The 23530-nt window shown below is 67.7% G+C and carries 27 protein-coding genes; 19 read left to right on the top strand and 8 right to left on the bottom strand.

The genetic code is table 11. From position 1 onward, the window contains the following. The first annotated feature begins 536 nt into the window (after nucleotides 1-536). The 3 genes from K309_RS0112215 to K309_RS0112205 all read left to right on the top strand — a co-directional run bounded on the left by K309_RS0112215 (nucleotide 537) and on the right by K309_RS0112205 (nucleotide 2946). Complete coding sequence (locus K309_RS0112215) at nucleotides 537-923, top strand: DUF488 domain-containing protein (protein ID WP_029046681.1); 387 nt, start codon at nucleotides 537-539, stop codon at nucleotides 921-923. Between the two features lie 56 nt (nucleotides 924-979). Further along, nucleotides 980-2224: a nucleoside recognition domain-containing protein gene (locus K309_RS0112210; RefSeq protein ID WP_029046680.1), complete on the top strand. Its 1245-nt coding sequence runs from the start codon at nucleotides 980-982 to the stop codon at nucleotides 2222-2224. A gap of 443 nt (nucleotides 2225-2667) precedes the next feature. After that, complete coding sequence (locus tag K309_RS0112205) at nucleotides 2668-2946, top strand: DUF1488 family protein (RefSeq protein WP_029046679.1); 279 nt, start codon at nucleotides 2668-2670, stop codon at nucleotides 2944-2946. Nucleotides 2947-3009: 63 nt separating this feature from the next. Here the strand turns inward: K309_RS0112205 and K309_RS0112200 are convergent, their stop codons facing one another. Then, nucleotides 3010-3480, bottom strand: a complete 471-nt coding sequence (locus tag K309_RS0112200) for a universal stress protein (protein WP_029046678.1) — start codon at nucleotides 3478-3480, stop codon at nucleotides 3010-3012. A 225-nt stretch (nucleotides 3481-3705) separates the two neighbouring features. On the opposite strand from K309_RS0112200, the gene paaA reads away from it, so the two are divergent. The 7 genes from paaA (at nucleotide 3706) to K309_RS0112165 (ending at nucleotide 9271) form a co-directional block, all read left to right on the top strand. Continuing rightward, nucleotides 3706-4722, top strand: a complete 1017-nt coding sequence (gene paaA, locus K309_RS0112195; RefSeq protein WP_029046677.1) for a 1,2-phenylacetyl-CoA epoxidase subunit PaaA — start codon at nucleotides 3706-3708, stop codon at nucleotides 4720-4722. A gap of 40 nt (nucleotides 4723-4762) precedes the next feature. After that, nucleotides 4763-5050, top strand: coding sequence for a 1,2-phenylacetyl-CoA epoxidase subunit PaaB (gene paaB / locus K309_RS0112190; RefSeq protein WP_022536879.1), 288 nt, complete (start codon nucleotides 4763-4765; stop codon nucleotides 5048-5050). Between the two features lie 12 nt (nucleotides 5051-5062). After that, complete coding sequence (gene paaC, locus K309_RS0112185; RefSeq protein ID WP_029046676.1) at nucleotides 5063-5905, top strand: 1,2-phenylacetyl-CoA epoxidase subunit PaaC; 843 nt, start codon at nucleotides 5063-5065, stop codon at nucleotides 5903-5905. Between the two features lie 31 nt (nucleotides 5906-5936). Further along, nucleotides 5937-6497 carry a 1,2-phenylacetyl-CoA epoxidase subunit PaaD gene (paaD, locus tag K309_RS0112180; protein WP_029046675.1) on the top strand — a complete coding sequence of 187 codons (561 nt, stop codon included), beginning with the start codon at nucleotides 5937-5939 and terminating at the stop codon, nucleotides 6495-6497. 27 nt (nucleotides 6498-6524) lie between these two features. After that, on the top strand, nucleotides 6525-7613 hold the full coding sequence (gene paaE / locus K309_RS0112175; RefSeq protein ID WP_029046674.1) for a 1,2-phenylacetyl-CoA epoxidase subunit PaaE: 1089 nt from the start codon (nucleotides 6525-6527) through the stop codon (nucleotides 7611-7613). A 234-nt stretch (nucleotides 7614-7847) separates the two neighbouring features. Next, nucleotides 7848-8642: a DUF1835 domain-containing protein gene (locus K309_RS0112170; protein ID WP_029046673.1), complete on the top strand. Its 795-nt coding sequence runs from the start codon at nucleotides 7848-7850 to the stop codon at nucleotides 8640-8642. Nucleotides 8643-8653: 11 nt separating this feature from the next. Beyond that, the gene (locus K309_RS0112165; protein WP_029046672.1) at nucleotides 8654-9271 is read left to right on the top strand and encodes a TetR/AcrR family transcriptional regulator; all 618 of its coding nucleotides are present in this window, start codon (nucleotides 8654-8656) and stop codon (nucleotides 9269-9271) included. A 36-nt stretch (nucleotides 9272-9307) separates the two neighbouring features. On the opposite strand, the gene kefC is transcribed toward K309_RS0112165, so the two are convergent. Both kefC and kefF read right to left on the bottom strand, forming a co-directional pair. Then, nucleotides 9308-11122, bottom strand: a complete 1815-nt coding sequence (gene kefC / locus K309_RS0112160; protein ID WP_029046671.1) for a glutathione-regulated potassium-efflux system protein KefC — start codon at nucleotides 11120-11122, stop codon at nucleotides 9308-9310. Continuing rightward, on the bottom strand, nucleotides 11119-11673 hold the full coding sequence (gene kefF, locus K309_RS0112155) for a glutathione-regulated potassium-efflux system oxidoreductase KefF (protein WP_029046670.1): 555 nt from the start codon (nucleotides 11671-11673) through the stop codon (nucleotides 11119-11121). Before kefF ends, kefC begins: the two co-directional genes overlap by 4 nt. A 333-nt stretch (nucleotides 11674-12006) precedes the next feature. Between kefF and K309_RS0112150 the strand changes: the two genes are divergently transcribed. Next, on the top strand, nucleotides 12007-12705 hold the full coding sequence (locus K309_RS0112150) for a GNAT family N-acetyltransferase (RefSeq protein WP_029046669.1): 699 nt from the start codon (nucleotides 12007-12009) through the stop codon (nucleotides 12703-12705). 85 nt (nucleotides 12706-12790) lie between these two features. Here K309_RS0112150 and K309_RS0112145 read toward each other — a convergent pair whose 3' ends face one another. From K309_RS0112145 to K309_RS0112125, 5 genes are all read right to left on the bottom strand, one after another. After that, nucleotides 12791-13285 carry an Lrp/AsnC family transcriptional regulator gene (locus K309_RS0112145; protein WP_010813460.1) on the bottom strand — a complete coding sequence of 165 codons (495 nt, stop codon included), beginning with the start codon at nucleotides 13283-13285 and terminating at the stop codon, nucleotides 12791-12793. Nucleotides 13286-13702: 417 nt separating this feature from the next. Next, the gene (locus K309_RS0112140; RefSeq protein WP_029046668.1) at nucleotides 13703-14299 is read right to left on the bottom strand and encodes an EF-hand domain-containing protein; all 597 of its coding nucleotides are present in this window, start codon (nucleotides 14297-14299) and stop codon (nucleotides 13703-13705) included. A 154-nt stretch (nucleotides 14300-14453) separates the two neighbouring features. Beyond that, on the bottom strand, nucleotides 14454-15185 hold the full coding sequence (locus K309_RS0112135; protein WP_029046667.1) for a type II secretion system protein N: 732 nt from the start codon (nucleotides 15183-15185) through the stop codon (nucleotides 14454-14456). Between the two features lie 96 nt (nucleotides 15186-15281). Next, nucleotides 15282-16502, bottom strand: a complete 1221-nt coding sequence (locus K309_RS0112130; protein ID WP_029046666.1) for a globin domain-containing protein — start codon at nucleotides 16500-16502, stop codon at nucleotides 15282-15284. Nucleotides 16503-16596: 94 nt separating this feature from the next. Beyond that, nucleotides 16597-17049, bottom strand: a complete 453-nt coding sequence (locus K309_RS0112125; RefSeq protein WP_029046665.1) for an RrF2 family transcriptional regulator — start codon at nucleotides 17047-17049, stop codon at nucleotides 16597-16599. A 208-nt stretch (nucleotides 17050-17257) separates the two neighbouring features. Here K309_RS0112125 and gspG point away from each other — a divergent pair, with 208 nt between their 5' ends. The 8 genes from gspG to gspN all read left to right on the top strand — a co-directional run bounded on the left by gspG (nucleotide 17258) and on the right by gspN (nucleotide 23511). After that, nucleotides 17258-17731: a type II secretion system major pseudopilin GspG gene (gspG, locus tag K309_RS0112120; protein WP_029046664.1), complete on the top strand. Its 474-nt coding sequence runs from the start codon at nucleotides 17258-17260 to the stop codon at nucleotides 17729-17731. A 27-nt stretch (nucleotides 17732-17758) separates the two neighbouring features. After that, nucleotides 17759-18256 carry a prepilin-type N-terminal cleavage/methylation domain-containing protein gene (locus tag K309_RS0112115; RefSeq protein ID WP_029046663.1) on the top strand — a complete coding sequence of 166 codons (498 nt, stop codon included), beginning with the start codon at nucleotides 17759-17761 and terminating at the stop codon, nucleotides 18254-18256. Then, nucleotides 18253-18651 carry a type II secretion system minor pseudopilin GspI gene (gene gspI / locus K309_RS0112110; RefSeq protein ID WP_029046662.1) on the top strand — a complete coding sequence of 133 codons (399 nt, stop codon included), beginning with the start codon at nucleotides 18253-18255 and terminating at the stop codon, nucleotides 18649-18651. Before K309_RS0112115 ends, gspI begins: the two co-directional genes overlap by 4 nt. Next, a complete protein-coding gene (locus tag K309_RS0112105; protein WP_029046661.1) occupies nucleotides 18629-19336 on the top strand; it encodes a PulJ/GspJ family protein in 708 nt (235 codons plus the stop codon). The genes gspI and K309_RS0112105 overlap by 23 nt, the downstream gene beginning before the upstream one ends. After that, nucleotides 19333-20367 (top strand): type II secretion system minor pseudopilin GspK, encoded by a 1035-nt coding sequence (gspK, locus tag K309_RS0112100; protein WP_029046660.1) that lies wholly within the window; start codon nucleotides 19333-19335, stop codon nucleotides 20365-20367. The genes K309_RS0112105 and gspK overlap by 4 nt, the downstream gene beginning before the upstream one ends. Before the next feature lie 219 nt (nucleotides 20368-20586). Then, on the top strand, nucleotides 20587-22047 hold the full coding sequence (gspL, locus tag K309_RS0112095; RefSeq protein WP_029046659.1) for a type II secretion system protein GspL: 1461 nt from the start codon (nucleotides 20587-20589) through the stop codon (nucleotides 22045-22047). A gap of 19 nt (nucleotides 22048-22066) precedes the next feature. Further along, on the top strand, nucleotides 22067-22675 hold the full coding sequence (locus K309_RS0112090; protein WP_029046658.1) for a type II secretion system protein M: 609 nt from the start codon (nucleotides 22067-22069) through the stop codon (nucleotides 22673-22675). Continuing rightward, complete coding sequence (gspN, locus tag K309_RS0112085; protein ID WP_029046657.1) at nucleotides 22675-23511, top strand: type II secretion system protein N; 837 nt, start codon at nucleotides 22675-22677, stop codon at nucleotides 23509-23511. The genes K309_RS0112090 and gspN overlap by 1 nt, the downstream gene beginning before the upstream one ends. Nucleotides 23512-23530: the final 19 nt, after the last annotated feature.

The following is a 23530-nucleotide window of genomic DNA, read 5'->3' as shown; positions in this document are numbered from 1 at the left end:
CACGTTTTGCTGTGCGAGCACTGTATAACTTGTGAAGCAACACTGTCCGAAGACAGCGGCGTCCGCTACCCAGCGCCCACACTTATCGGTTGTTTGTTTGTTAAAGAACTTCGCTCACCGGCTTTGCCGTTCAGCGCGCTGCGTTGTCTGCAGCAGAGAAACGAGATTATGCAGAGCTTTCTTCGTTTCGTCAACCGTTTCAGCAATCTTTTTTTGCTGCAGCCAGCGCGCCAACTTCGCCGCGCCAACCCTCCCGGTCGACCCCGCAACCCTTGCTGCGTCTGCCTTTGCAGCGCCGCGTTGTGTTGCGAGGGGGCGAATATTAAGGGACGCCGAGGGGCTTGGCAAGGGGTTCCAGGAAATAATTCGAATCGACCACAAACGTGGCTCGAGCTGCTCTTTATGGCACAGGAGCTTCCTCCTATATAGACGTCACAGAAACGTGCAGATGTTTGTCATGCACGACCCCATGATTCATGATCTGGTCTTCAGCCTCGCGCAGCCGCGCAGGCAGTCCGGACCGCGGGACCTCCTCCATGACCATTCGAATCGTAAGACTGGGAACACCACGCGCAGGTGACGAAGGGCTTCGCATCGGTACAGTGCGGCGACCACCACGCGGCGTGCCGAAGTCCGAGTTCGCCAGCCGTGACTATTACGACGTTTGGTACCCTGCCCTGTCTCCTACCCCAGAGTTGGTCTCACAGGCGCAGGGCGCCACAGACGATAAGGCATGGAGAGCATTCGTCCGCCATTTCCGCAAGGAAATGGGCGAGCCGGAGCCGAGCCGCACGCTCGACCTGCTGGCTGCGCTGTCGCACCAGACCAATTTCTCACTTGGCTGCTATTGCGAAGACGAGGCGCACTGCCACAGGTCGGTCCTGCGCGAACTGCTGGCCGAGCGCGGCGCAAAAATCGCCTGATCGGCCCTGCCTGGCGGGTGACTTTCCCGCTTTGACCTTTTCGTTTGCGCAATCCGATGGCCCTGAACGTTGTCTGGCTCGGCTTTTTCCTGGTTTCCTTTGCCGCCGCATGCATTCGCCTCGCCAGCGGCGACCTGGCTGTCTTCCCCGCCATGCTGTCGAGCCTGTTCGACAGTGCCCGCACGGCCTTCGAGATTGCGCTCGGACTGGCGGGCGTGATGAGCCTGTGGCTGGGCATCATGCGCGTCGGCGAGCGCGCCGGAGTCGTCGACGCCTTTGCGCGGCTGGTGAATCCATTGCTGCGGCATTTTTTCCCCGGTGTGCCGCAGGGCCATCCGGCGCAAGGCGCCATGATGATGAATGTGTCGGCTAACCTGCTGGGCCTGGATAACGCGGCGACGCCTCTCGGGCTGAATGCCATGCGCGAGCTGCAGGCGCTGAACCGTCGCCCGGACGTGGCCACCGATGCGCAGATCATGTTCATCGTGCTGAATACGGCCGGACTAACGCTGATCCCGACCTCGGTCATCGCGATCCGACAGGCCATTGCCGTCAAGCAGGGGCTGGTGGGCTTCAATGCGGCGGACATTTTCCTGCCGACGCTGCTGGCTACCGGTGGCTCGTGCCTTGCCGGTTTGCTGGCTGTCGCCTGGGTGCAGCGGCTCAATCTGCTGCGGCCCGCCGTGCTGGTCGCTTTCGGCATGGTTGCCGCGGCGCTCTCCGGCATGTTCGCCTGGCTGAAGCATGCGCCGCCCGAGCAGGTCGGCAGTGTGACGGCATTGGCAGGCGCGGGCTTTATCCTGTCGCTGATCATGCTGTTCCTGGTCTGCGGTGCCCTGCGGAGGGTCAACGTCTACGAGGCCTTTATCGATGGCGCGAAGGAAGGTTTCGGCGTGGCCGTGCAGATCATCCCTTATCTGGTTGCCATTCTGGTTGCGATCGGCTTGTTCCGGGCGACCGGCTGCATGGACGTGTTGATGGGGTGGCTGACGTTGGGCTTTGCGCATCTCGGCATCAATACTGATTTTGTCCCGGCCTTGCCGGTCGGCCTGATGAAAATCCTGTCAGGTGCCGGCGCACGCGGGCTGATGGTCGATGTGATGACGACTTATGGCGTCGACTCATTCCAGGGACGCCTTGCGGCCATCATCCAGGGATCGACCGAAACCACCTTCTATGTCTTGGCGGTCTACTTTGGCAGCATCAATGTGCGGAATACCCGGCATGCGCTGGGATGCGCACTGGTGGCCGACACCGTCGGCATTTTTTCTGCCGTAGGCGCTGCTTATTTGTTTCGCTAGCGCCGGCGATTCGATCGTTGTTGTACGGGCACAACATCATTGTGTGCATCGCCAGACATTGACACAATTGAGCTTGGTGCGACGCAGCAAACCATGTATAGTGAAGTCTGTCTCCTCCACCACCTCGGTGGATTCCAACCCACGCATAACCTGCGTGGGTTTTTTTTCTTGAAACCGGCCATTGCAACAAAACATTGCGCAGCAAGCGCCGGCAAGGCCCGCGCTTTGTGCATCACGCACCACGGATGCCTTTTGACACGCCCGCCCAGGGTGTCGCATGGCAGCGCGGTTCCACCCGCGCCGCCTTTGCTGCAATGCACCAACCCATGACAGCCGGGCGCACCGCAGTCCGCACAGTCCGCGCAGTCCGTTCAAGGACCTTTACGGGAGACCACGGCGACCTACAATAATCGAATACGTCCGTCGCCAGCACGAGGTACGCCATGCCTGAGATCACGTTCCCTCGCAGCGTCCCGACCTACTGCGCAGCCAGCCTCACGCTGTCCTGTCCCGCTACGGTCAATGGCAGCCCGACCCAGTATTCCGTCACCGCGGAAGCCCTTGAGGCCCACTTCGGTGCGCGCTCGCCGCGCGAGGAAGACCTGGTTGCCGCCTTCACCAGTAATCGCCAGCGCATCGAAAGCCTCGCCGAAAGCCTGTTCGAGCTGACACAGGCGCGCGAGATCGTGCTGCGCAGTGGCCATTTCCGCTTCGCCGGCTGACCCGCCGCGATTGACACCGCATCCAAGCCGAGACGCCGGGCCAGCCCGGCGTCTTGCGCATGCTCAGTCGGCCTTGGCTTCGCCACGCACCAGCAGCACCGGCGTGGTCGACTGCCGGATCACGGCTTCCGCCACGCTGCCCAGTACCAGCCGGCGCACGCCACGCCGCCCGTGCGTGCCAATTACCAGCAGATCCGCGCCCCACTGGCGCGCGGCTTCATTGATCGATGCGCCAATATCGCCGGGCACCGGCGCCTCGCTGACCAGCCGGGTTTCATGCGGCACGCCGGCCGCCGACAGTTGCTGCGCGGCGTCCTGCAGCGCGCGCTGGCCGCTTTCCTCGAATGCCTTCTGCAGCTGGCTCGGATCGTAGTAGCCGACGTCGAACATCGGCGTACCCGTGTCGACGACATAGAGCGCCAGCACCATGGCACCGCCCGGCGCCGCTACGCGGATGGCTTCGGCCAGCGCCAGTCCCGACGTGCTGCTGCCATCCACCGCCACCACGATCTTGCTGTATGCCGCGCTTGCCATTTTCGTAACCTCCGTAGACAAAGGGAATAAGGAGTTGGACGGCAGAAGGCCGCTCCGCCTTAGATACTACACGTGCGCAGACCGTCACGCCCAGCGCTGCCACGGCGACAGTCAGCACAAACCCGGCTCGCCTTAAATTGACCGACCGGTCGGCTTATATATAATAGGGCCAGCCGCCGCGCCAACGGTCCCCCACCGTCCGCGGCCCCCGCCAGAGGAGGCGCTATGTACACCCAAAGCCTGGACGTTCCCGGCCACTCGGACTCCGCACAGATCGCCACCCCTCGGGACGATGACGTCCGCCAGGCCGCTTTCGACGCGCGTATGTCAGCCGACGGCAAGATCGAGCCGCAGGACTGGATGCCGGCGGCCTACCGCAAGACACTGGTGCGGCAGATTTCCCAGCACGCGCATTCAGAGATTGTCGGCATGCTGCCCGAGGGCAACTGGATCAGCCGCGCGCCGTCACTCAAGCGCAAGGCGATCTTGCTGGCCAAGGTGCAGGACGAAGGCGGCCACGGCCTGTACCTGTACTCCGCGGCCGAAACGCTGGATGTCTCCCGCGACGAGCTGGTCGACGCGCTGCACAGCGGCAAGGCCAAGTATTCGTCGATCTTCAACTACCCGACGCTGAGTTGGGCCGACGTCGGCGTGATCGGCTGGCTGGTGGACGGGGCGGCGATCATGAACCAGATCCCATTGTGCCGCTGCTCATATGGGCCGTATGCACGCGCCATGATCCGCATCTGCAAGGAGGAGTCGTTCCACCAGCGCCAGGGCTTCGACGCGCTGCTCGCGATGATGCGTGGCACCGACGCCCAGCGCGAGATGGTGCAGGACGCGGTCAACCGCTGGTGGTTCCCGGTGCTGATGATGTTCGGCCCGCCCGACGCGGCCTCGACCAACAGCGCGCAGACCATGGCCTGGGGCATCAAGCGCATCTCGAATGACGATCTGCGCCAGAAGTTCGTCGATGCCACGGTGGAGCAAGCGCGGGTGCTGGGTGTGACGCTGCCCGACCCGGGACTGCAATGGAACGCCGAGCGCGCCCACTATGACTACAGCCCGCTGGACTGGGACGAGTTCTGGCGCGTGATCAACGGCGACGGTCCCTGCAATAAGGAACGCCTGGCCACGCGCGTCAAGGCGCACGAGGAAGGCGCCTGGGTCCGCGAAGCCGCGCTCGCCCACGCCGCCAAGCTGGCCGAGCGCGAAGCGGGCGAGCGCCGCGCCGCCGCCTGACCAATGCTGCATCCCGGGCACGAGGATTGAGGAGACAACAATGAACCGCAAGGAATGGCCGCTGTGGGAAGTGTTCGTGCGCAGCAAGCAAGGCCTGGAGCACAAGCATTGCGGCAGCCTGCACGCCGCCGATGCGCAACAGGCGCTGCACATGGCGCGAGATGTCTACACGCGGCGTCAGGAAGGCGTGTCGATCTGGGTGGTGCCGTCCGCCGCCATTACGGCGAGCGTGCCGGAGGAAAAGCCGGAGCTGTTCGACCCCATGGCTGACAAGATCTACCGGCATCCGACGTTCTACCAGCTGCCCGACGAAGTCAACCATATGTAAGGGCCACGCACGATGACCGCGTCCCCGCAACCCGCCTCCCTGGATCATCTGCCGCCGGCCCGCGCCGCCGCGCTGCGCTACGTGCTGCGCCTGGCCGACAACGCGCTGGTGCTCGGCCAGCGCAATGCCGAGTGGTGCGGCCACGGCCCGGTGCTGGAAGAAGACATTGCGCTGGCCAACATCAGCCTCGACCTGATCGGCCAGTCGCGCCTGCTGTATGGGCGCGCCGGCGAACTGGAAGGCGAGCTGACCGGCCTGCCGCGCCATGAAGACGACTATGCCTATTGGCGCGCCGAGCGCGATTTCCGCAACTGGACGCTGGTGGAACTGCCCCATCGCGGCCCGCTGGCCGGCACCGCCGCCGCGGAGCGCGACTACGCGGTCACCATCATGCGCAACTTCCTGTACAGCGCGCTGATGGTGGAGCTGTGGGAAGCGCTGCAGTCCAGCAGCGACGCGCAACTCGCCGCCATCGCCGCAAAGTCAGTCAAGGAGGCGCGCTACCACCTGCACCATGCCGCCGGCTGGGTAGTGCGCCTGGGCGACGGCACCGAAGCGTCGCACGTCCGCATGCAGCGGGCCCTGGACCACCTGCTGCCCTATATGAATGAGTGCTTTGCCGAAGACCCGGTGGAAGCCGAAGCCGCGGCACAGGGAATCGGCATCGTCACCGCCTCGCTGCGCTCGGCCTGGGATGCGACCGTTGCCGAGACCCTGCAAGCCGCCACGCTGGCGCTACCGCCTGCGAGCAGCTTTGTCTCGACCGGCAAGCTCGGCGTGCATTCCGAACACATGAGCTACCTGCTGGGCGAGATGCAGGGGCTGGCGCGAGCCCATCCGGGCGCCCAATGGTAAGCGCCCGCTTCGCCGCAAAGGATTGACCGGCATGAACGTCACCACCCTGCCCCACCCAGCGAAAGCTGCCGGCGATGCGCGCGTCGCGAAGGCGTGGGCGGCGCTCGAAGCGGTTCCCGACCCGGAGATCCCGGTGGTGTCGATCCGCGACCTCGGCATCCTGCGCGGCATCGCCGCCGATGCCGACGGCACGCTGGAAGTCACGATTACACCCACCTACTCCGGCTGCCCGGCGATGTCACAGATCGCAGAAGACATCGGCCAGGCGCTCGACGCCGCCGGCCTGGCGCCGTGGCGCCTGCGCACCGTGCTGGCGCCGGCGTGGACCACCGACTGGATCACCCCAGCCGCGCGTGAACGATTGCGCGAATTCGGTATCGCGCCGCCCGGCCAGTGCGACGCACCGGCGACGGCGCAACCGTTGCGCTTCGTCCCGCGTGCCGCGCGCGCCGGCGCCCCGGACCGCGTCGCCTGCCCGCGCTGCGGCAGCTTGCACACGCAGGAAATCTCGCGCTTCGCCTCGACGGCGTGCAAGGCGCTGTACCGCTGCCTGGATTGCCGCGAGCCGTTCGACTATTTCAAACCCTATTGAGCCCCGCCGGGCCAAAGCCAGGCTGCCATGACCCCACAGTTCCACCCGCTGCGCGTGGCGCAGGTACGCCCCGAGACTGCCGACACCATCTCGATCGCGTTCGAGGTGCCGGAAACGCTGCGCGCCGCCTACCGCTTCACCCAGGGCCAGTTCCTGACGCTGAAGGCGCCGGTCGACGGCAAGGACTTGCGGCGCTCATATTCGATCTGCTCGGCGGTGCAGGACTACGACGCACAGGGCGAACTGCGCGTGGCGGTGAAGCTGGTAGAGGACGGGCTGTTTTCGTCCCACCTCCATGACTCCATCGCACCCGGCCAGGTGATCGACGTGATGACGCCGGACGGCCGCTTCCATGTACCGCTGGATCCGGCCACGGCGCGCCACTATGTTGCCTTTGCCGCGGGCAGCGGCATCACGCCGGTGCTGTCGCTGATCCGCACCACGCTGCAAGCCGAGCCGCGCAGCCGGTTCACGCTGGTCTACGGCAACCGCAATGTCGACAGCATAATCTTTTCCGAGGCGCTGGAAGACCTGAAGAACCAGTACCTTTCGCGCTTCACGCTGTACCACGTGCTGTCGCGCCAGCCGCAGGAGGTCGACCTGCTGCACGGACGGCTTGACCACGACCGCGTCACCGCCTTCCTCCAGACCCTGATCCCGGTGGATGACATCGATGCGGCGTTCGTTTGCGGGCCTGCTTCGATGATCGACGAAGCCGAGGCGGCACTGCGCGACGCTGGCGTGGATCCGCACCGCATCCACGCCGAGCGCTTCGGCGTGCCGCTCGCGCAGGCCAGGCCCAAGCCTGCGCACACGCATGCCGACCACGCGGGCACCGCAGAGCTGGTGGTCGTGCTCGACGGCAAGCAGCACAGCATGCGCCTGCCGCTGGAAGACGCCAACGTGCTCGATACCGCGCTGGCCGCCGGGCTCGACCTGCCATACGCCTGCAAGGGCGGCGTCTGTTGCACCTGCCGTGCCAAGGTGCTGGAAGGCAAGGTCGAGATGGAGAAGAACTACACGCTCGAGCCGTGGGAGATGGAAAAGGGCTTCGTGCTCACCTGCCAGGCGCGCGCGCTGACGCCGCGGGTGGTGGTCAGCTACGACGAACGCTGATCCAGGTACGCGGCGGCAGGCGGCCGGCGCCCCGTGCGCGTGCCGACGCTCGCCGCCATTGGCCAGGCCCGGCCGTGATTACAATGACGGCAGGCCGGCAGCGGCCTGGCGCGATGCTTGCGGGGGGGGGTAAAACAGCGGCTTGCGCATGGCCTTGCACGGCAGCACCCGCCGACTGTGGCGCCGGTGCCGCCCGGTGCCAGCGAACCGTCCCACCCATATACAATCACGGCCATGCAATATATCCACGTCGTCAACGGTGATGTAGCAGGCACGACCCTGCGCCAGGCGCTGGCGCAGGCCGCGCGGCCGGACCCTGTCGTGGTGCTGCGCGACGACCTGGCCGTGGGGCCGCTGGCCGACATCGACAGCACCGGGCTGATCCGTTCCGGCTTCTGGCAGCGGGTCGCCCCGCACACCGACATCGATTTCGCCGCCGAGATGCGCCAGGCGCTGGACCAGCTCCAGAGGCTGCGCCAGGACGAACTGGAAATAGCCATCTGGCACGGCCAGAGCGCGGCCGACCAGCTGATGCTGCGCCGGGTCGTGTTCCACCTGTACCAGGCGCCGCAACGGATCAATGAAGTCGCGATGGACCTGCGCGAGCTGGAGATGCCCGCCCAAGGCAACCTGGCCGCCATCGGCATGTATTCGGCGGCACGGCTGGCGCGGCGCTTTTCCACGATCGCGCCGGTTTCGGTGCTGCGGCTGGGACGGCTGGGCTACGAGTGGCAGCAGAACGTCAAGGAAAATGCCGACGTCCGCCTGTGGAAAGGCAACACGCTGGTTCCCGCCGCCTACCACACCATCGACGACATCATCATGGATCGCGCGCCGGCGGAATGGACCCCCGCGGCTCAGGTGGTGGGCAGCGTGATGGGGGCGATCGAAGGCCTGCTGGCCAGCGACTGGTTCGTGTTCTGGCGCTGCCGCGAGCTGATTGCCTCCGGCCAGATGGTGCTGCGCGGCAATTCCGACTCGCTCGAGACCTGCGAGTTGCGCCGCCGCGCCGGCGGCGGTGGCGAGTAACCCCGATACACATGGCCCGTACCAAGGCACCCGATTTCGAGGCCCAGCGCGAACAGATCCTGGACCTGGCCGCCGCCGCCTTCGCCAACAGCAGCTACCCCAGCACCTCGATGGCCGACCTGGCCGCCGCCTGCGGCACGTCCAAGGCGCGCCTCTACCACTATTACGAGAGCAAGGAAGCGATCCTGTTCGACCTGCTGGACCGCTACACGCGGCGGCTGATGCTGCTGGTCACCGAGGTGGAGGCCGACGCCGAGCGCCATGCGCGCACCGACAAGGAGGCGTTCGCCAACCTGATCCGCGCCTTCCTGGCCGAATACGAAACCTCGCAGACACGCCATATCGCGCTGATCAACGACGTCAAGTTCCTCGCCGAAAGCCAGCGCGACGTGATCCTGGGCCGCGAGCGCGACGTGGTGGCGGCCTTCTCGCGCCTGCTGCGCCGGGCCTACCCGGAGCGTGTCACGCGCGATAACCAGACCGCCCTGACCATGACCGTGTTCGGCATGATCAACTGGACCTTTACCTGGCTCAAGCCGGGCGGCCGGCTGTCGTACGCGGACTTTGCCGAGACAGTGCTCGACCTGCTCGAAGGCGGGCTGCCGGGCCGCGCCGCCACGATCCGCTGACGCAGGCGGGCCCGCCGCGGCCCGCCCCCGCCATCGTCAGGACCACCCTGCCTCTTCGCGCTGCCGGCGTTGCTCGCGGTCCTGCCTGAACATTTCCTCCAGCTCGTCGCGGGCCTGGCGCGCCAGCGAGACCAGCTTCTTCTGGTCGGTGTAGTGCGGGTAGAAGCGGTCGATCGCCTGGATGTTGTGCCGGCGGAAGCGCAGCGCGACGTTGCGCGCCTCGGCGGGGTCGAAGCCCAGCCCTTCCAGGACACTCCGCCCCATCCTCAGCGAACCCTCGAACATCTCGCGCTCGAACAATTGCACGCCGCGGTCCATTAGCTGGTAGATATGCGACACATGGCGCGCCCGCGCATAGATCTGCAGTTCCGGATAGCGCTCGCGCACCCGGTCGATCAGCTGCAGGCTCTCGTCCATGCCGTCGATCGCCACCACCAGGATGCGCGCGCGGGCGATGCCGGCGGCTTCGAGCAGATCCAGCCGCGTGGCATCGCCATAGAAGATCTTGAAGCCGTACTGGCGCAGGAACTCGATCTGGTCCGGATCGTGGTCGAGCACCGTGACGCCGATGCCCTGGCTATACAGCAGCCGCCCGATGATCTGTCCGAAACGGCCGAAGCCGGCGATCAGCACCGGGTTGTCCTGCGGCGTGATGGCCTCGTCCGGACGAGCCCTGGCGCCACCCAGCCGAGGCGCCACCAGCTGGTCATAGGCCAGCAGCAGCAACGGCGTGGCCACCATCGACAGCGCCACCACCAGCACCAGCAAGGCCTCGGTCTCGCGCGGCAGCAAACCCGCGCCGCCGGCCACGCCGAACACCACGAAGGCAAACTCGCCGCCCTGCGAGATCAACAGCGCAAACAGCAGCCGCTGGCCCCGCGCGATGGCGAACTCACGCGCCAGCAGCATCAGCACCGCGGTCTTGGCGACGACGAAGGCCACCACCAGCCCGAGCACCAGCCAGGGCGAGCGCGCCAGCACGGCAAAATCGATCGACATGCCGACCGCCATGAAGAACAGGCCCAGCAGCAGCCCCTTGAACGGCTCCAGGTCAGCCTCCAGCGCATGGCGGTATTCCGAATCGGCCAGCAGCACGCCGGCCAGAAAGGTCCCCAGCGCCATCGACAGCCCGACCGCATCCATCATCAGCGCGATGCCCACCACCAGCAGCAACGCAAACGCGGTGAACATCTCGCGCATGTCGGTGCGCGCGATAAAGCGCAGCGCCGGCCGCACCAGGTAGCGGCCGCCGGCCACTACCGCACCGATCACCGCCACTGCCTTCACGCCCGCCAGCCAGCCGGCGGCGCCGGCACCGGCACCTTCGGCTCCTTCGACGGCAAGCAGCGGCAATAGCGCGATCATCGGGATGGCGGCAATGTCCTGGAATAGCAGGATGCCGAAGCTGGCCGCACCGGCCGGCGTACCGAACAGGTTGCGCTCGGTCAGCGTCGCCAGCGCGATCGCGGTGGACGACAGCGCCAGGCCCAGGCCCGCGACCAGCGCCACCTGCCATGACGCCCCCGCCAGCGCGGCGGCCGCTCCGATCACCAGCGCGCAGGCGGCAAGCTGGGCGCCACCGTAGCCGAATATGCTCCGCCGCAAGGCCCACAGCTTGCGCGGCTCCAGTTCCAGGCCGATGACGAACATCATCAGCACCACGCCGAACTCGGAGAAATGCAGGATCGATTCGACATCGGAAACCAGGCGCAGCGCAAACGGGCCGATCGCCGCCCCTGCCAGCAGATAGCCCAGCACGGCGCCCAGGCCGCTGCGCCGCGCCAGCGGCACCGCCACCACCGCCGCTACCAGGAACACCAGCAGCGCAATCAGGAAGTCATGCTGGTTCATGCGCGCACCTCCGCGGGCATGGCGTCGGCGCCCAGGCGCCCGCAGACGTGTGCGATATGATCGGCCAGGGCCTGCGCATCGGCGTTGTCGGCACCATGCAGCACCACCGGCGGCAGCCAGGTCATGCCGCAAAGGAGCGCGGTCTGCTCCAGCGGCAACAGGAATTCGCCGATCGGGTGGCCATGGTTGCCGTCGGGACCGTAGGCATCAGCGCTGCCGCCGGTACTGACCACCGCCAGCATCGACTTGCCGCGCAGCGCCGTGCCGCTAGGGCCATAGGCCCACCCGTGCTCGAGCACCTCATCCAGCCATAGCTTGAGCAGCGCGGGCACGCTGTACCAGCGCACCGGAAACTGCAACACGACGGTGTCCGCGACCGCCAGCACGCGCTGCTCGGCGACGACGTCGATGTCGTAATCCACATAGGAACGGTAAAGATCGCGTACCTGGACCTGCGGCAGCGAGGCCAGGGCGTCGGCAAGCGGCCGGTTGACGCGCGATCGGCTGGGCGTGGGATGCGCGTAGATCACTGCAATGGGAGACTCGGTCATCGAAGACGGGGCGGCTTGGCGAAGGGAGGTGGATCGTGGCGCGAGCATGGCTCGATTGCGGCGTTGCAACATATCCACAGTTGATCCCGCGCAACAATTCATCACATTTTTTTAGGCCATTGATTTTATTGCATTTTTCGAAGCGATGCGGCGGCGCGGCCGGCTGCTGCGGCGCAGGAAGCTTACGCCAGACTGACAATTCCACTACAATACTTTTCACGCTGCATCAAGATGGTGTTTCCCCGAATCACGCACCGAGCCAGGGAAAAGTGCCTGGCGAAACACCAACGCAGTGCCTATTTTTATCTGTGATCGCACCAGGAAGGAATTAACGTGAACCCGCTCGAACTGAGCAAGGCTGTCGGCGCACTGACCGACGAAGATCTGCGCAAGGCAGCTGCAGCGACGCAGGCCGCCCATCGCGCCACCGTTCTGGTGCGCGAGCTGGCGGCCCATCACCGTTCGCGCCTGCTGAAGCATTTCCTCGCCCTGGGCGAGGAGGATCGCCTGCTCCGTTTCGGCCAGTCGGTGGGCGACCACGTGATCGAAGCCTACGTAGACAGCATCGACTTCGACCACGACACCGTGTTCGGCGTCTACGACGACAAGCTCGAGCTGGTCGGCGTGGGCCACTTCGCCAACCTGCGCGACAACGCCCAGGGCCGCGTGGCGGAGTTCGGCGTGTCGGTGTCGCGCAGCGCCCGTGGCCGCGGTATCGGCAGCGCGCTGTTCGAGCGTGCGGCCATGCATGGCCGCAATACCAGCGTGCGCACGCTGTACATGCACTGCCTGTCGCGCAACGCCGCGATGATGCACATTGCCAAGAAGGCCGGCATGAAGGTCCAGTACGCCTACGGCGAGGCCGACGCGTACCTGGAACTGCCGCCGGCGGACACCGTCAGCCGCCTGACCGAGGCGCTGGACGAGCAGATGGCCGACCTGGACTACGCAGTCCGTCGCAACCTGCGCGACGCGCGCCGCTTCGGCCTGCGCTTCTGGCGCTCGATGGTGCCGCAAAAGCACACCGCCTGAGGCACACCGCCTGAGCGCGCTTCGCCGCACGGCCACCACGGCGCATCGCAACGATGCGCCGTTTTTGCATGTGCGCCCGGACCGTTCAGGCCGCGCCGCCAACCGGCAGTGCCGTGGTGTCCTTGATGCTTTCCAGCGCAAAGCTGGAGCGCACGTCGATCACCGACGGATGGGCCAGCAGTTGCTCCTGCATGAAGCGCGCGAAGTGCTCCATGTCCTCGACATAGACCTTGAGCAGCAGGTCCATCTCTCCGGTCATGGCATGGCATGCCGCCACCTCGGGCCATACCGCGATAGAAGCGCGGAACAGGTCCAGCGGCGCCTTGCCCTTGGGCGCGCCCCCGTGCTTCTCCAGCCGGACATTGATATAGGCCAGCAGGCCGAGCCCGATCTTGTTCGGCTCCAGCAGCGCCGCGTATTGCCGGATCACGCCGATCTCCTCCAGCCGCCGGATGCGGCGCAGGCAGGGACTGGGCGACAGGTTGACGCGCTCGGCCACCTCCAGGTTGGTCAACCGGCCGTTGGTCTGCAGCACTTCCAGGATCTTCCGGTCGATCTTGTCCAACTCCACCTTGCTCACGATATTGTTGCTCCGCAATATGTTTATTGGCAATTTTTTTGCGCAAATTTAGCAAGCCGTGCACAAGTACGCAATTTTTTGTGTGATTGCGTCCGCTACGGGCCGGTTTTCCGACGAATCGGCAGCCTTTTGGGTCACTCGCGCTGCAGCCGGTCGGGCTGGGCAAACCTGTCTGCCGGCACGGCCGCGGTGTTGCGGTCGCGCCTGCGCCGACCCGAGAAGGCAAGGATGGTGCCAAGCCGGCCGCACAGGGAAGCGGCATTCTACGGGCGTTTGCCGCCGGGGTCAGATACTTCCTGGTCGATGCACGGTCCGACGCGGTGACGGACCGGGCCAAAGCAAAAGCGCGCGGCCCGGAGGCACGCGCGCTGAACAGCGGTTTCAGGACAGGACAGCCATGACCGTCCTGCTGCGGCATCAGCCGCCGCTGGTGGATGGGGCACCCGGTGAAGACGGGTTCGCGGGAGCCGGCTGGCTGCCCGGAGCGCCCTGGCCCTGCGGGCCACGGCGATGGTGGTCGCGGTGCATCTTCTGCATGCCGGCGCGGATTTCGTCGCGGGTCAGCTTGCCGTCGCGGTTGGCGTCGAGCTGGTCGAAGCGGTTGCCCAGCCGCGGCAGGCCGGCATTGGCCTCGGCCTTGGTCAGGGCGCCGTCGCCGTTCTTGTCGGCTGCCTTGAATTTCTCGTCGAAGGCGGCCTGCATGCGGGCGTGGCGCTCGGCCATGACGGTCTTGCGGTGCGCGTCCATCTCGGCCTTGTCGATCTTGCCGTCACGGTTGGTGTCCAGCTTGTTGAAGTAGGCGTCGGCCTCGGCCTTCGAGATCGTGCCGTCGTTGTCGGTATCGACCGCCTTCATCCAGCCGCCGCCATGGCCCATATGGTGGTGGCCGGGGCCGGGCTTGCCGGCCGGTGCGGCGGGCGCGCTGGCCTGGGCGAAGGCGCCGCCGGCAACCAGCAGGGCGGCCGAGGCGGCCAGGAACTGCTTCAGGATCTGCTGCTTGTGATTGCGTTGCATGTCTTGCTCCTTGTCATCACGTTGGCATGTACGGATTAGAACGCAGACGATGCAGGGAGGTTGGCGCTTTTAATACGATGTTACCCGCCTCACAGAAAGGCTGGCGGCCCGTAAGGGAACGCAACGGGAGGCGAATATTCGCGGCCTTGCCAGCTTATTTCTTGGGGACCAGCATCCCGTCCTGGCTGGGCGGCGGCGCCATCATGGGCTGATGCTGGGCCGCGGGTTGCGGCTGGGATTGGGTCTGGACTTGCGGCTGCGGGGGCTGGCCTGGAGCCGGCTGGATGGGTTGGGCCTGCTGGATAGGTTGCGCCGGGGCCGGCTGGCTTGCCACCGGGGCCACCGGAGCCGGCGGCGGCATCGGCGTCGCCATAGGCGCGGCGGCGCCGGCTGGCGGCGTCGGCAGCGCGGGAGCCGGCGCACCGGCGGCGGGTGCGCGCGCGGCGCCCTGCTGCACCGGCAACGCGATCTCCTGGCGCACGCCGCTGCGGTCGATCACTACCGAACGCTGGCGGATCTCCACCAGCCGGATCTGCTGCGACAGCTCGGCGCCGGACCGCACCGCCTTGGGCGGCCCGCCGTCCAGTGAAACGATCGCCGCGCCGGCCCCGCCATCGATTTCGGCCACCACGCCGAGCAGTTGCACGTCGCGCGGACCGCCCTGGGCCGAGCCGCCGAACAGTGTCGCCACGGCGCCGGTCTCGACAGCCTCGGTCTGGGCAACACGCGCGCTCTGCGGCACCGGCAGGGTGCGCATCGCGCTGAAGGTCAGAACCCAGTATGTGGCCAGCGCGCACAGCGCGACAAACAGCGCTACGCTCGCCAGGCGCGGCAGCCACGGCGCCGCGGCGTTGAAGCGAAGGACAGGCCGGAGGGAGAGTTGCACGGGAACGGTACCCCTGACGCGGATTGGAGGATCGCGCCAAGCGTACCAGAGCCACATGACACTGTCGCCATCACCGGCCAAGCCGTGGCAACGGGCTCAGAGCAGGTGGTCGAGCAGGTCCGGGCCGAAGACTTCGCGGTCGATGTGCGCCACCGGCACGCCGGCGCTGACCAGCGCATGGCGCTGCGCCTGCATGAAGCCCAGCGGCCCGCACAGGTAGAAGCGGCCGTCGATGAAGCGCTGCAGCTCCGGCCGGGCCAGCAACTCGGCCATCGGCATGGTGCCGGCGTGATCGTAGTCGCGGCCGATGGCGTCGCCGGCCTCGGGCTCTTCATAGCTGATATGCGTCACCAGTTGGGGCAACCGCTCGCGCGCCCACTGCAGGTCGGCGCGATGTGCGTGGTGGCGGCCGCTGCGCGAGGCGTGGGCGAACAGGATCGGACGCTGCGAGCTTTGGGCGGCAAGCGTGCGCAGCACCGAGATCATCGGCGTGATGCCGATGCCGCCCGACAGCAGCACCAGGGGGCGATGGCCGTCGAGCGCCGGGGTGAAATCGCCGAACGGCGCGCTGACCTTCAGCTCGGTGCCTTCCTGCGCGTTCGCATGCAGCCAGTTGGAAACCGCGCCAGCCGGCGTCGACTGGTCGCCATCCTCGCGCTTGACCGAAATGCGCCAGGTGGGCAGGCCGGTCTCGCCCGACAGCGAATACTGGCGCAGCTGGCGCGTGCCGTTATCGAGACGCGCCTCGACGCTGATGTACTGGCCGGGGCGGAAGTCGCGCAGGGGGCCGCCGTCGGCGGCCGCCAGCGTCAGCGACACCACTTGCTCGCCCTGCGCTTCGCGGCGCACCACGCGCACCGCCGTGAGCTCGCCGGCGGCAACGCCGGTGCGCTGGTACAGCCGTGCCTCGGCGGAGATCAGCTCGCCGGCCAGCAGCCAATAGGCTTCGTCCCAGGCAGCCAGCAGCGGCGGCGTGGCGGCATCGCCCAGCACGGCCTTGATCGCGCCCAGCAGGTGGCGGCCGACGATCGGGTAATGCGACGGAGTCAGACCCACTGACGCATGCTTGTGCACGATGCGGTCGACCACCGGCGCCAGCGCGGCGCCATTGTCGATGTTGGCGGCGTAGGCGAACACGGCCGACGCCAGCGATTGCTGCTGGCTACCGTTGGCCTGGTTGCCCATGTTGAACATCTGCGTGAGCTCAGGACGGTCGGAGAACATCTCGCGGTAGAAATGGGTGGTGATGGCCAGGCCATGCTCGCGCAGCACGGGGACGCTCGCATCGATATAGGGGCGGGAAGCGGCGGACAGCATCAAATAACACTCCGTTTAATTCATGCATGCAATATGCATGTTTTTTCGCACAATAAAACCGGCGCTCGTGGGCGCCTGCACGGACAAAGTCCACTCAGGCCGAACGCCGGTTCAGGAAATCGCGATGCAGCCGGATGATCGACTCGGCAGTCTTGCTGCCCGTGACATCGGCAAGCGTGACATCGTCCAGCGCGCGGTAGAACGCCTGCTCGGCCACGTCCAGCGCGCGCTTCAGGCGGCAGTTGCCGTTCAGCGCGCAAGGCGGGTTGTCGCAGTCGATGATGGCCTTGTGGCCTTCCAGCTCGCGCAGGATGGTACCGATGGTCAGCTTGTCGGCACCCGGCCCGAGCTGCAGGCCGCCGTGGCGGCCGCGCGTGGCCGTGATCCAGCCCAGCTTCGACAGCCGCGCCGCCACCTTGACCAGGTGGTTGTGCGAGATGTCGAACTGCTGGCCCACTTCCGCAATGGTGATGGGCCGGCTGCCGTCGCCACGGGCGACGTACATCAGCAGGCGCAGTGCATAGTCGGAAAAACGGGTCAGTTGCATCGTGGCGGCATCTTAAAAAATATGCATTCAGGATGCAAGTTAAATCAGGCCACAGGGAACCGGTAGTGACTTGCATCGCACATTGCTGCGGCGCCGACGCCACCCCCCATAAAACAGTCATGTGGCGCCGGTTATACTGACTGGCGAAACCGGCCCGCCGCCAGCCCGGCCGCGAGCCCAGCCATTCCAGCAACGAGGTTCACAGACGATGCGCATTTTCCCTACCCGTTCCGCCAGCCCTGCCCGTTCCCGGCCCGCACGCGCCCGCCGCGCGCGCGGCTTCACCCTGATCGAAATCATGGTGGTGATCGTGATCCTTGGCGTGCTGGCGGCGCTGGTAGTGCCCAAGATCATGAGCCGTCCGGACGAAGCGCGCATCGTCGCGGCACGCCAGGATATCTCGTCGATCATGCAGGCGCTCAAGCTGTACCGGCTCGACAACAGCCGCTACCCTGCCACCGAGCAAGGCCTGGCAGCGCTGGTGACCAAGCCCACCACCGAGCCGGTGCCGAACAACTGGAAGGGCGGCGGCTACCTGGAAAAGCTGCCCAAGGACCCCTGGGGCCATCCGTACCAGTACCTGAACCCGGGCGTGCGCGGCGAGATCGACGTGTTCAGCTTCGGCGCCGACGGCCAGGCCGGCGGCAACGGCAACGACGCCGATATCGGCAACTGGGAATAGATCCCGCGCCCACATCTTCCCTGACCCATGACCACGGCGCCGCACCGCCGCGCGCCCTTGCGGCGCCGGGGCTTTACCCTGCTCGAGCTGCTGGTGGTCATGGTGATCGCCGGCATCGTGATCTCGCTGGTTGCGGTCAACGCCTCGCCCAACGAGCGTGGACGCGTGCTGGATGACGGCCAGCGCATCGCGCGGCTGTTCGAGCTGGCGCAGGAAGAGGCGCAGCTCGGCGCCCGCCCGATCGCCTGGGAAGGCGACGCCGGCGGCTGGCGCTTCCTGGAATCGACTCCGAACGGCTGGATCCCCATGCGCACCGACGTGTTCGCGCCGGGCCATTGGCGGCTGGCGCTGGACCAGGTGGTGGTTGCCGAAGGCGGCCGGCCCACCGGCACCGGCGGCCCGCTGAGGCTGGTCTTCGGGCGCGAGTTGATCGATATGCCACAGCGGCTGGTCCTGGTGCGCGGCGATATCCGCGTGGACATTACCGGCGATGGTGGCGGCCGTTACTTCGCCAGCACGCCATGACCCGCACTCCCCGCCGCCGCCGCGCCGGCTTCACGCTGATCGAGGTACTGGTCGCGCTGACCATCCTGGCGGTCGCGCTGACCGCGGCGATGCGCGCCATGGGCTCGATGGTCGACGCCGGCGCCGCGCTGCAGACCCGCATGCTGGCCGAATGGAGCGCCGAGAACCACCTGGCCGCGCTGCGCCTGTCCAAGACCTGGCCCGAGCCCGGCGTCAGCGGTTATGCGTGCCCGCAAGGCGGCACCCCGCTGTACTGCGAGCAATCGGTCTCGGGCACGCCCAACCCGGTTTTCCGCCGCGTCGAGATCGCGGTCTACCCGTCCGCCGCCGACAAGTCCGTGCGGCTGGCGTGGCTGGTCACCATCGTTCCCAATGAAGCCCGCAACGTGCTCTGAGCGCCAACGCCCGGGCCAGCGCACCCGCGGCTTCACGCTGCTGGAGATGCTGGTCGCGATCACGCTGCTGGCGGTGATGGCGGTGATCGGCTGGCGCGCGCTCGACAGCCTGACGCGCAGCCGCGAGCGCCTGACCGACCACGATGCGCGCCTGGATGCGCTTAAGATTCTCTACGGCCAGTTCCAGGCTGACTGCGAGCATCTTGCCAACCCCACGCTGCTGCAGGGCAGCCCGGTCGAGGTCGGCCCGGACCGGCTGTTGCTGGTGCGCGACCGCCGCGACGAGGGGCAGCCGCCCACGTGGCAGGTGCTCTCATACCAGATCGATGGCAATACGCTGGTGCGGGTGGCCGCGCCGCCGGTGGCCGACCGGGCCGGGCTGCAGTCGGCGCTGCTGTCGCTGCGCCAGGGCGGCAACAATGCGGCGCAGGTGCGGCGCGTGCTGCCCGACGTCGCCGGCATGAGCGCGCGCGCCTGGGTGGAGCCTGCCGGCTGGCAGGCCGACACCGGCCGCATCCGCAACGTCCTGTTCGCCGGCAACGCCGCCAGCGCGGTGGCGGCTTCGGACGCCGGCACGGCGCAGCCCGACACCGCGGTGCGCGCGGTCGAACTGACCGTGCTCGCGCGCATGGGCGACGGCGACGCGCCGCGGCAGTTCCGGAAGATCTGCATGACCGGGCTATGAGGCGCGTCCCCGTCCACTCCCGCCCGACCTTCGCGCGGCGCCGCGCCCGCGGTGCCGCCGTGGTCACCGCGCTGCTGATGGTGACGCTGGCCGTGGTGGTGGTGTCCGGCATGCTGTGGCGCCAGCAGGTGCAGATCCGTGCCATCGAGAACCAGCGGCTGCTGGCGCAGGCGACCTGGATCGAGCGCGCCGCGGTCGACTGGGCGCGGCTGATCCTGCGCGACGACCAGCGCCGCACCAATGTCGACCAGCTCGGCGAGCCCTGGGCGGTGCCGATCGCCGAAACCCGGCTGTCGGATTTCCTCGGCGCTTCGCTGCGCACCGACGTGGCCGGCGAAAACTCGTTCCTGTCCGGCCGCATTCTCGATGCCCAGGCCCGCTTCAACCTCGCCAACCTGGTGATCTGGACCGCCACCGCTGGCCAGGGGCGCGCCGCTTCGGTCGATCCCGCGGCCGAGGCCGCCTACCGCCGCCTGCTGCAGACGGTAGGCCTGAACCCGCAACTGGCCGAGTCCACCGCGCGCGCCATGCTGCAGGCGGCGCAAGGCGGTAGCGGCGATGGCGGCGGCCGAGCGGCGCCGCGCCCGCTCGACAGCGTGCAGGGGCTGCTGTCCCTGCCCGGCTATACGCCGGAAATGGTCGCCGTGCTGGAGCCGTTTGTCACCGTGCTGCCCGCGCGCACCCTGGTCAACGCCAACACCGCCGAGGCCGAGGTGCTGGCCGCCGTGATCGACAAGCTGCCACTGGAGCGCGCCCGCGAACTGGTACGCCAGCGCGACCGCGCCTATTTCAACAACATCGGCAACGTGCAGACCCAGCTGGCAGCGGTCGCGCCCCAGGCCGACAGCGCCAGCCTGGCCAATATGATCGACGTGCGCACGCACTATTTCCTGGTCTACGGGCTGGTTCGCCACGAACGCGCCAGCCGGCTGCAGGTGTCGCTGGTCTTCCGTGGCGAGCCACTGGGTGCCACCAATACGACGCGGGTGGTCTGGATACAGGACGCCGACCGGCTGCCGGACCTGCGCTGAATGTCTGATACAACGCGCACGCAGCCCGCATAGGCGACGCAATTTGCGGGGTATTGGCAACCGGGGAGAATGGTATTGACGCGGTTTAGTCACACAGGCAAGGTATGCTGCGAGGCTGGCGCGAGCGAGGCGCCACGCGGCAATGCGCCTTCCCCGGTTTTTTCCCCCATGTCCCGCCACTGACGCCATTGACGCCACTGACGCCACGTTAAGGAAAACTTGAGCACCACCCTGTACGTCCGCCTGCCGCACCGGCCGCACGATCAACCGCAACCCTGGCAGTTCGGCGCCCTGCCGTTCGCCCTTGCGCGCACTGGCACGGATGCCGCACGGCGCGGGGCTGGCAGCACGGTCCCTGAAGTGTTGCGCGAAGGCCACGCCCGCATCGCCGACCTGCCCGCTGCCGAACGGCTGGTGCTGATCCTGGCCGCCAGCGACGTACTGCTGACCACAGCCACCGTGCCGCCGCTGCCGCCGGCGCGCTTGAAACAGGCGCTGCCCAACCTGATCGAGGACGCGCTCGCCACCGACGCCCAGCCCTGCCATATCGGCGTGGGGCCCGCGCTCGACGGCAGCGCCGCGGTTCGCGGCCCGCGCCGGCGACTGCTGATGGTGGCCGACCGCGCCTGGCTGCGGGCCGTGCTCGACGCCTTTGCCGAACACCGCCATCGCCGCCGCCATGTGTTGCCGGCGCAGCTGTGCCTGCCGTTGGCAGAGGCAGAGGCAGCCGCAACCGAGGCGCCCGGCGCCGAGCCCACGCTGCGCCCGGCGGAGGAAGCCGGACGGGAGGAGCCAGCAACGCTGGTGGTCGAGGCGGCCGCCAGCGCCCTGGCAGCCGGCGGCGAACTGCTCGACAGCGCCACCGTCGGCACCACCGGGCCAGCTTCTGCGCTGGCCAGCCAGTGGCAACTGACCGTGCGCACCGGCGCACACGCCGGCTACGGCCTGCTGCTGGGCGACGACGCGCTCGCGGCCTGGCAGGCGCTGGCGCCCGACGGCACCTGGTACGCCGACGCCGATGCCGCCGCCGCAGCGCCGGTTCCCGCATTGCGCAACGCCGCCCGCGCCGGCTGGCCGCTGTGGATCGAAGGCGCGCAGGCGTGCCTGCGCGAGCCGGCACTGGACCTGGCGCAGTTCGAGTTCGCGCAGGGCCGCGCCGACCGCTGGAACCTGGCTGCATGGCGGATTCCGCTGGCGCTTCTGGCCGGCATCGTGCTGGTGCAGGTGCTGGGCATGAACATCCACTGGCTGCTGCTGCGCAACGAGCAGCAGCGCGTGGAAGCCGCGCAGCAGCAGGCCTTGCGCAGCGCCTTCCCGCAGACCCAGGCCATCCTCGACGCGCCGCTGCAGATGCGCCGGCAGGTCGAGCAGCTGCGCATCGCCAGCGGCCGCAGCACGCCGGAAGACTTCCTGCCGCTGGCCGACCGCTTTGCCCAGGCCGCGCGCCGGCTGCCGCCCGATGCGCTGCAGGCGCTGGAATACCGCGGCCGCATGCTGGTGGTGACGCTCAAGCCGGGCACGGACATTGCCAGTTTGCGCAATGCCGCGCGCCAGGCCGGCCTGCAGATGGAAGAGGACAAGACCGGCGGCAGCGCACCGGGCAGTGCAGGAGGCGGTGCTGCAGGTGGCGCGACGCCGGTGACGCCGGGCTCGCGCTGGACCGTCAGGCCAGGCCTGTGAGCGCGGCAGCACGATACGCATGGACGCCATGAAAGACTCCGCCCGAAACCAGAGCTCCCGCCAAGCCCGATCCGCCAGCACCACCGCCGTGCGCTCGCGCCTGGCGCGGCTGCGCCCGAGCGTGCCGCAGGCCTGGCAGGAACGCTTCAATGCGTTCTGGTCCGCGCGCAACCCGCGCGAGCAGGCCATCCTGGCCGGCGGCGCCGCAGTGCTGGTGCTGGTGATCGGATACACGCTGCTGTGGGAGCCGGCCGCCGAAGGCCGCCAGCGCCTGGCGCGCAGCCTGCCGCAGATGCGCGCCGACCTGGCCGAAATGGAAACGCTGGCGCAGGAAGCGCGCGGCCTCAAGGCCACGCCGGCACCGGCGCTGCGCGGCGACGCGCTGACGCAGGCGCTGCAGGACAGCCTGGGCCAGCATGGCCTGAAGGCGACCCGGCTCGCCGCCGCTGCCGACAACAATGTCCAGGTGCAGCTCGACAAGGTGCCCTTCGGCGCGTTCAGCAGCTGGCTGCAGGACGTGCGCCAGCAGCAGCGCATGAAAGTGATCGACGCCCGCGTCGTTTATGTCGGCGCCACGGCGCTGGTCAATGTCAGCGCGACCCTGCAGGGTCCGGGCGGCCGCAGCTGATGGTACGGCTGGAAACGCTGCGGCTGCCGCGCCGCAAGCTGCGCCAGCCGGGTGTGTGGCGGCGCCTGCGCTGGCTCGCGCTGGGACTCGCCAGCGCCGCGGTAACAGTGGTGGCAATGCTGCCGGCCGCGTGGATCGCCGAGCGCGTGGCCACGCAGACGCAGGGACGGATCCTGCTGGCCGATGCCAGCGGCTCGCTGTGGCGCGGCAGCGCCACGCTGGCGCTGTCGGCCGGCGCCGGCAGCCAGACCGCCACGGTACTGCCGGGCCGGCTGCAATGGACGCTGGCCTTCTGGCCGCTGCTGGCCGGCACCGCGCGCGCGGTGGTGACGCACACCGAAGCCATGGCCGCGCCGGTGGCGATCACCGCGACCCCGGGCGGCTGGACCGTGCAGTCCGGGGCGATGCGGCTGCCGGCATCGCTGCTGGAAGGTATCGGCGCGCCGTTCAATACGCTGCGCCCGGATGGCCTGATGCGCGCGGACTGGTCGACGCTGCAAGGCCGCTTTTCCGGCCGGAATGGCAACGGAAGCGGAAATGGCAATGGCATGCGCGGCCATGTCACGCTGCGCATCGAGCAGGTGTCGTCCGCGGTCAGCCGGCTGCGCCCGCTCGGCAGCTACCGCGCCGAGATCGACTGGAGCGGCGCCGGCGGCGGCAAGCTGCAACTGAGCACGATCGCCGGGCCGCTGCACCTGGAGGGTAGCGGCACGCTTGGCCGGCAGGCGCGCTTCGAGGGCACCGCCCATGCCGAGCCCGATGCAGAGACGCAACTGACCAGCCTGCTGAGCCTGCTGGGACGACGAGACAACAACGTGACAAGGCTGCGCTTCTGATGCCAGGCAGCGCCAGGAG

The organism is Cupriavidus phytohabitans, from assembly GCF_000426345.1.
GTDB lineage: Bacteria > Pseudomonadota > Gammaproteobacteria > Burkholderiales > Burkholderiaceae > Cupriavidus.
Note: the sequence above shows the minus strand (reverse complement) of the source record. Positions and strands in the feature narration are given on the sequence as shown.

Bases quoted from the DNA above. Each gene is read 5' to 3' on its own strand.
- K309_RS0112200 (WP_029046678.1), bottom strand. From the start codon at position 3,480: ATGGCAAGCGCGGCATACAGCAAGATCGTGGTGGCGGTGGATGGCAGC.
- K309_RS0112115 (WP_029046663.1), top strand. From the start codon at position 17,759: ATGACCACGGCGCCGCACCGCCGCGCGCCCTTGCGGCGCCGGGGCTTT.
- K309_RS0112205 (WP_029046679.1), top strand. From the start codon at position 2,668: ATGCCTGAGATCACGTTCCCTCGCAGCGTCCCGACCTACTGCGCAGCC.
- K309_RS0112105 (WP_029046661.1), top strand. From the start codon at position 18,629: ATGAAGCCCGCAACGTGCTCTGAGCGCCAACGCCCGGGCCAGCGCACC.
- kefC (WP_029046671.1), bottom strand. From the start codon at position 11,122: ATGAACCAGCATGACTTCCTGATTGCGCTGCTGGTGTTCCTGGTAGCG.
- K309_RS0112165 (WP_029046672.1), top strand. From the start codon at position 8,654: ATGGCCCGTACCAAGGCACCCGATTTCGAGGCCCAGCGCGAACAGATC.
- gspN (WP_029046657.1), top strand. From the start codon at position 22,675: ATGGTACGGCTGGAAACGCTGCGGCTGCCGCGCCGCAAGCTGCGCCAG.
- K309_RS0112130 (WP_029046666.1), bottom strand. From the start codon at position 16,502: ATGCTGTCCGCCGCTTCCCGCCCCTATATCGATGCGAGCGTCCCCGTG.
- gspK (WP_029046660.1), top strand. From the start codon at position 19,333: ATGAGGCGCGTCCCCGTCCACTCCCGCCCGACCTTCGCGCGGCGCCGC.
- kefF (WP_029046670.1), bottom strand. From the start codon at position 11,673: ATGACCGAGTCTCCCATTGCAGTGATCTACGCGCATCCCACGCCCAGC.
- K309_RS0112090 (WP_029046658.1), top strand. From the start codon at position 22,067: ATGGACGCCATGAAAGACTCCGCCCGAAACCAGAGCTCCCGCCAAGCC.
- K309_RS0112215 (WP_029046681.1), top strand. From the start codon at position 537: ATGACCATTCGAATCGTAAGACTGGGAACACCACGCGCAGGTGACGAA.
- paaA (WP_029046677.1), top strand. From the start codon at position 3,706: ATGTACACCCAAAGCCTGGACGTTCCCGGCCACTCGGACTCCGCACAG.
- gspI (WP_029046662.1), top strand. From the start codon at position 18,253: ATGACCCGCACTCCCCGCCGCCGCCGCGCCGGCTTCACGCTGATCGAG.
- K309_RS0112170 (WP_029046673.1), top strand. From the start codon at position 7,848: ATGCAATATATCCACGTCGTCAACGGTGATGTAGCAGGCACGACCCTG.
- gspG (WP_029046664.1), top strand. From the start codon at position 17,258: ATGCGCATTTTCCCTACCCGTTCCGCCAGCCCTGCCCGTTCCCGGCCC.
- paaD (WP_029046675.1), top strand. From the start codon at position 5,937: ATGAACGTCACCACCCTGCCCCACCCAGCGAAAGCTGCCGGCGATGCG.
- paaC (WP_029046676.1), top strand. From the start codon at position 5,063: ATGACCGCGTCCCCGCAACCCGCCTCCCTGGATCATCTGCCGCCGGCC.
- paaB (WP_022536879.1), top strand. From the start codon at position 4,763: ATGAACCGCAAGGAATGGCCGCTGTGGGAAGTGTTCGTGCGCAGCAAG.
- K309_RS0112210 (WP_029046680.1), top strand. From the start codon at position 980: ATGGCCCTGAACGTTGTCTGGCTCGGCTTTTTCCTGGTTTCCTTTGCC.
- K309_RS0112125 (WP_029046665.1), bottom strand. From the start codon at position 17,049: ATGCAACTGACCCGTTTTTCCGACTATGCACTGCGCCTGCTGATGTAC.
- K309_RS0112140 (WP_029046668.1), bottom strand. From the start codon at position 14,299: ATGCAACGCAATCACAAGCAGCAGATCCTGAAGCAGTTCCTGGCCGCC.
- paaE (WP_029046674.1), top strand. From the start codon at position 6,525: ATGACCCCACAGTTCCACCCGCTGCGCGTGGCGCAGGTACGCCCCGAG.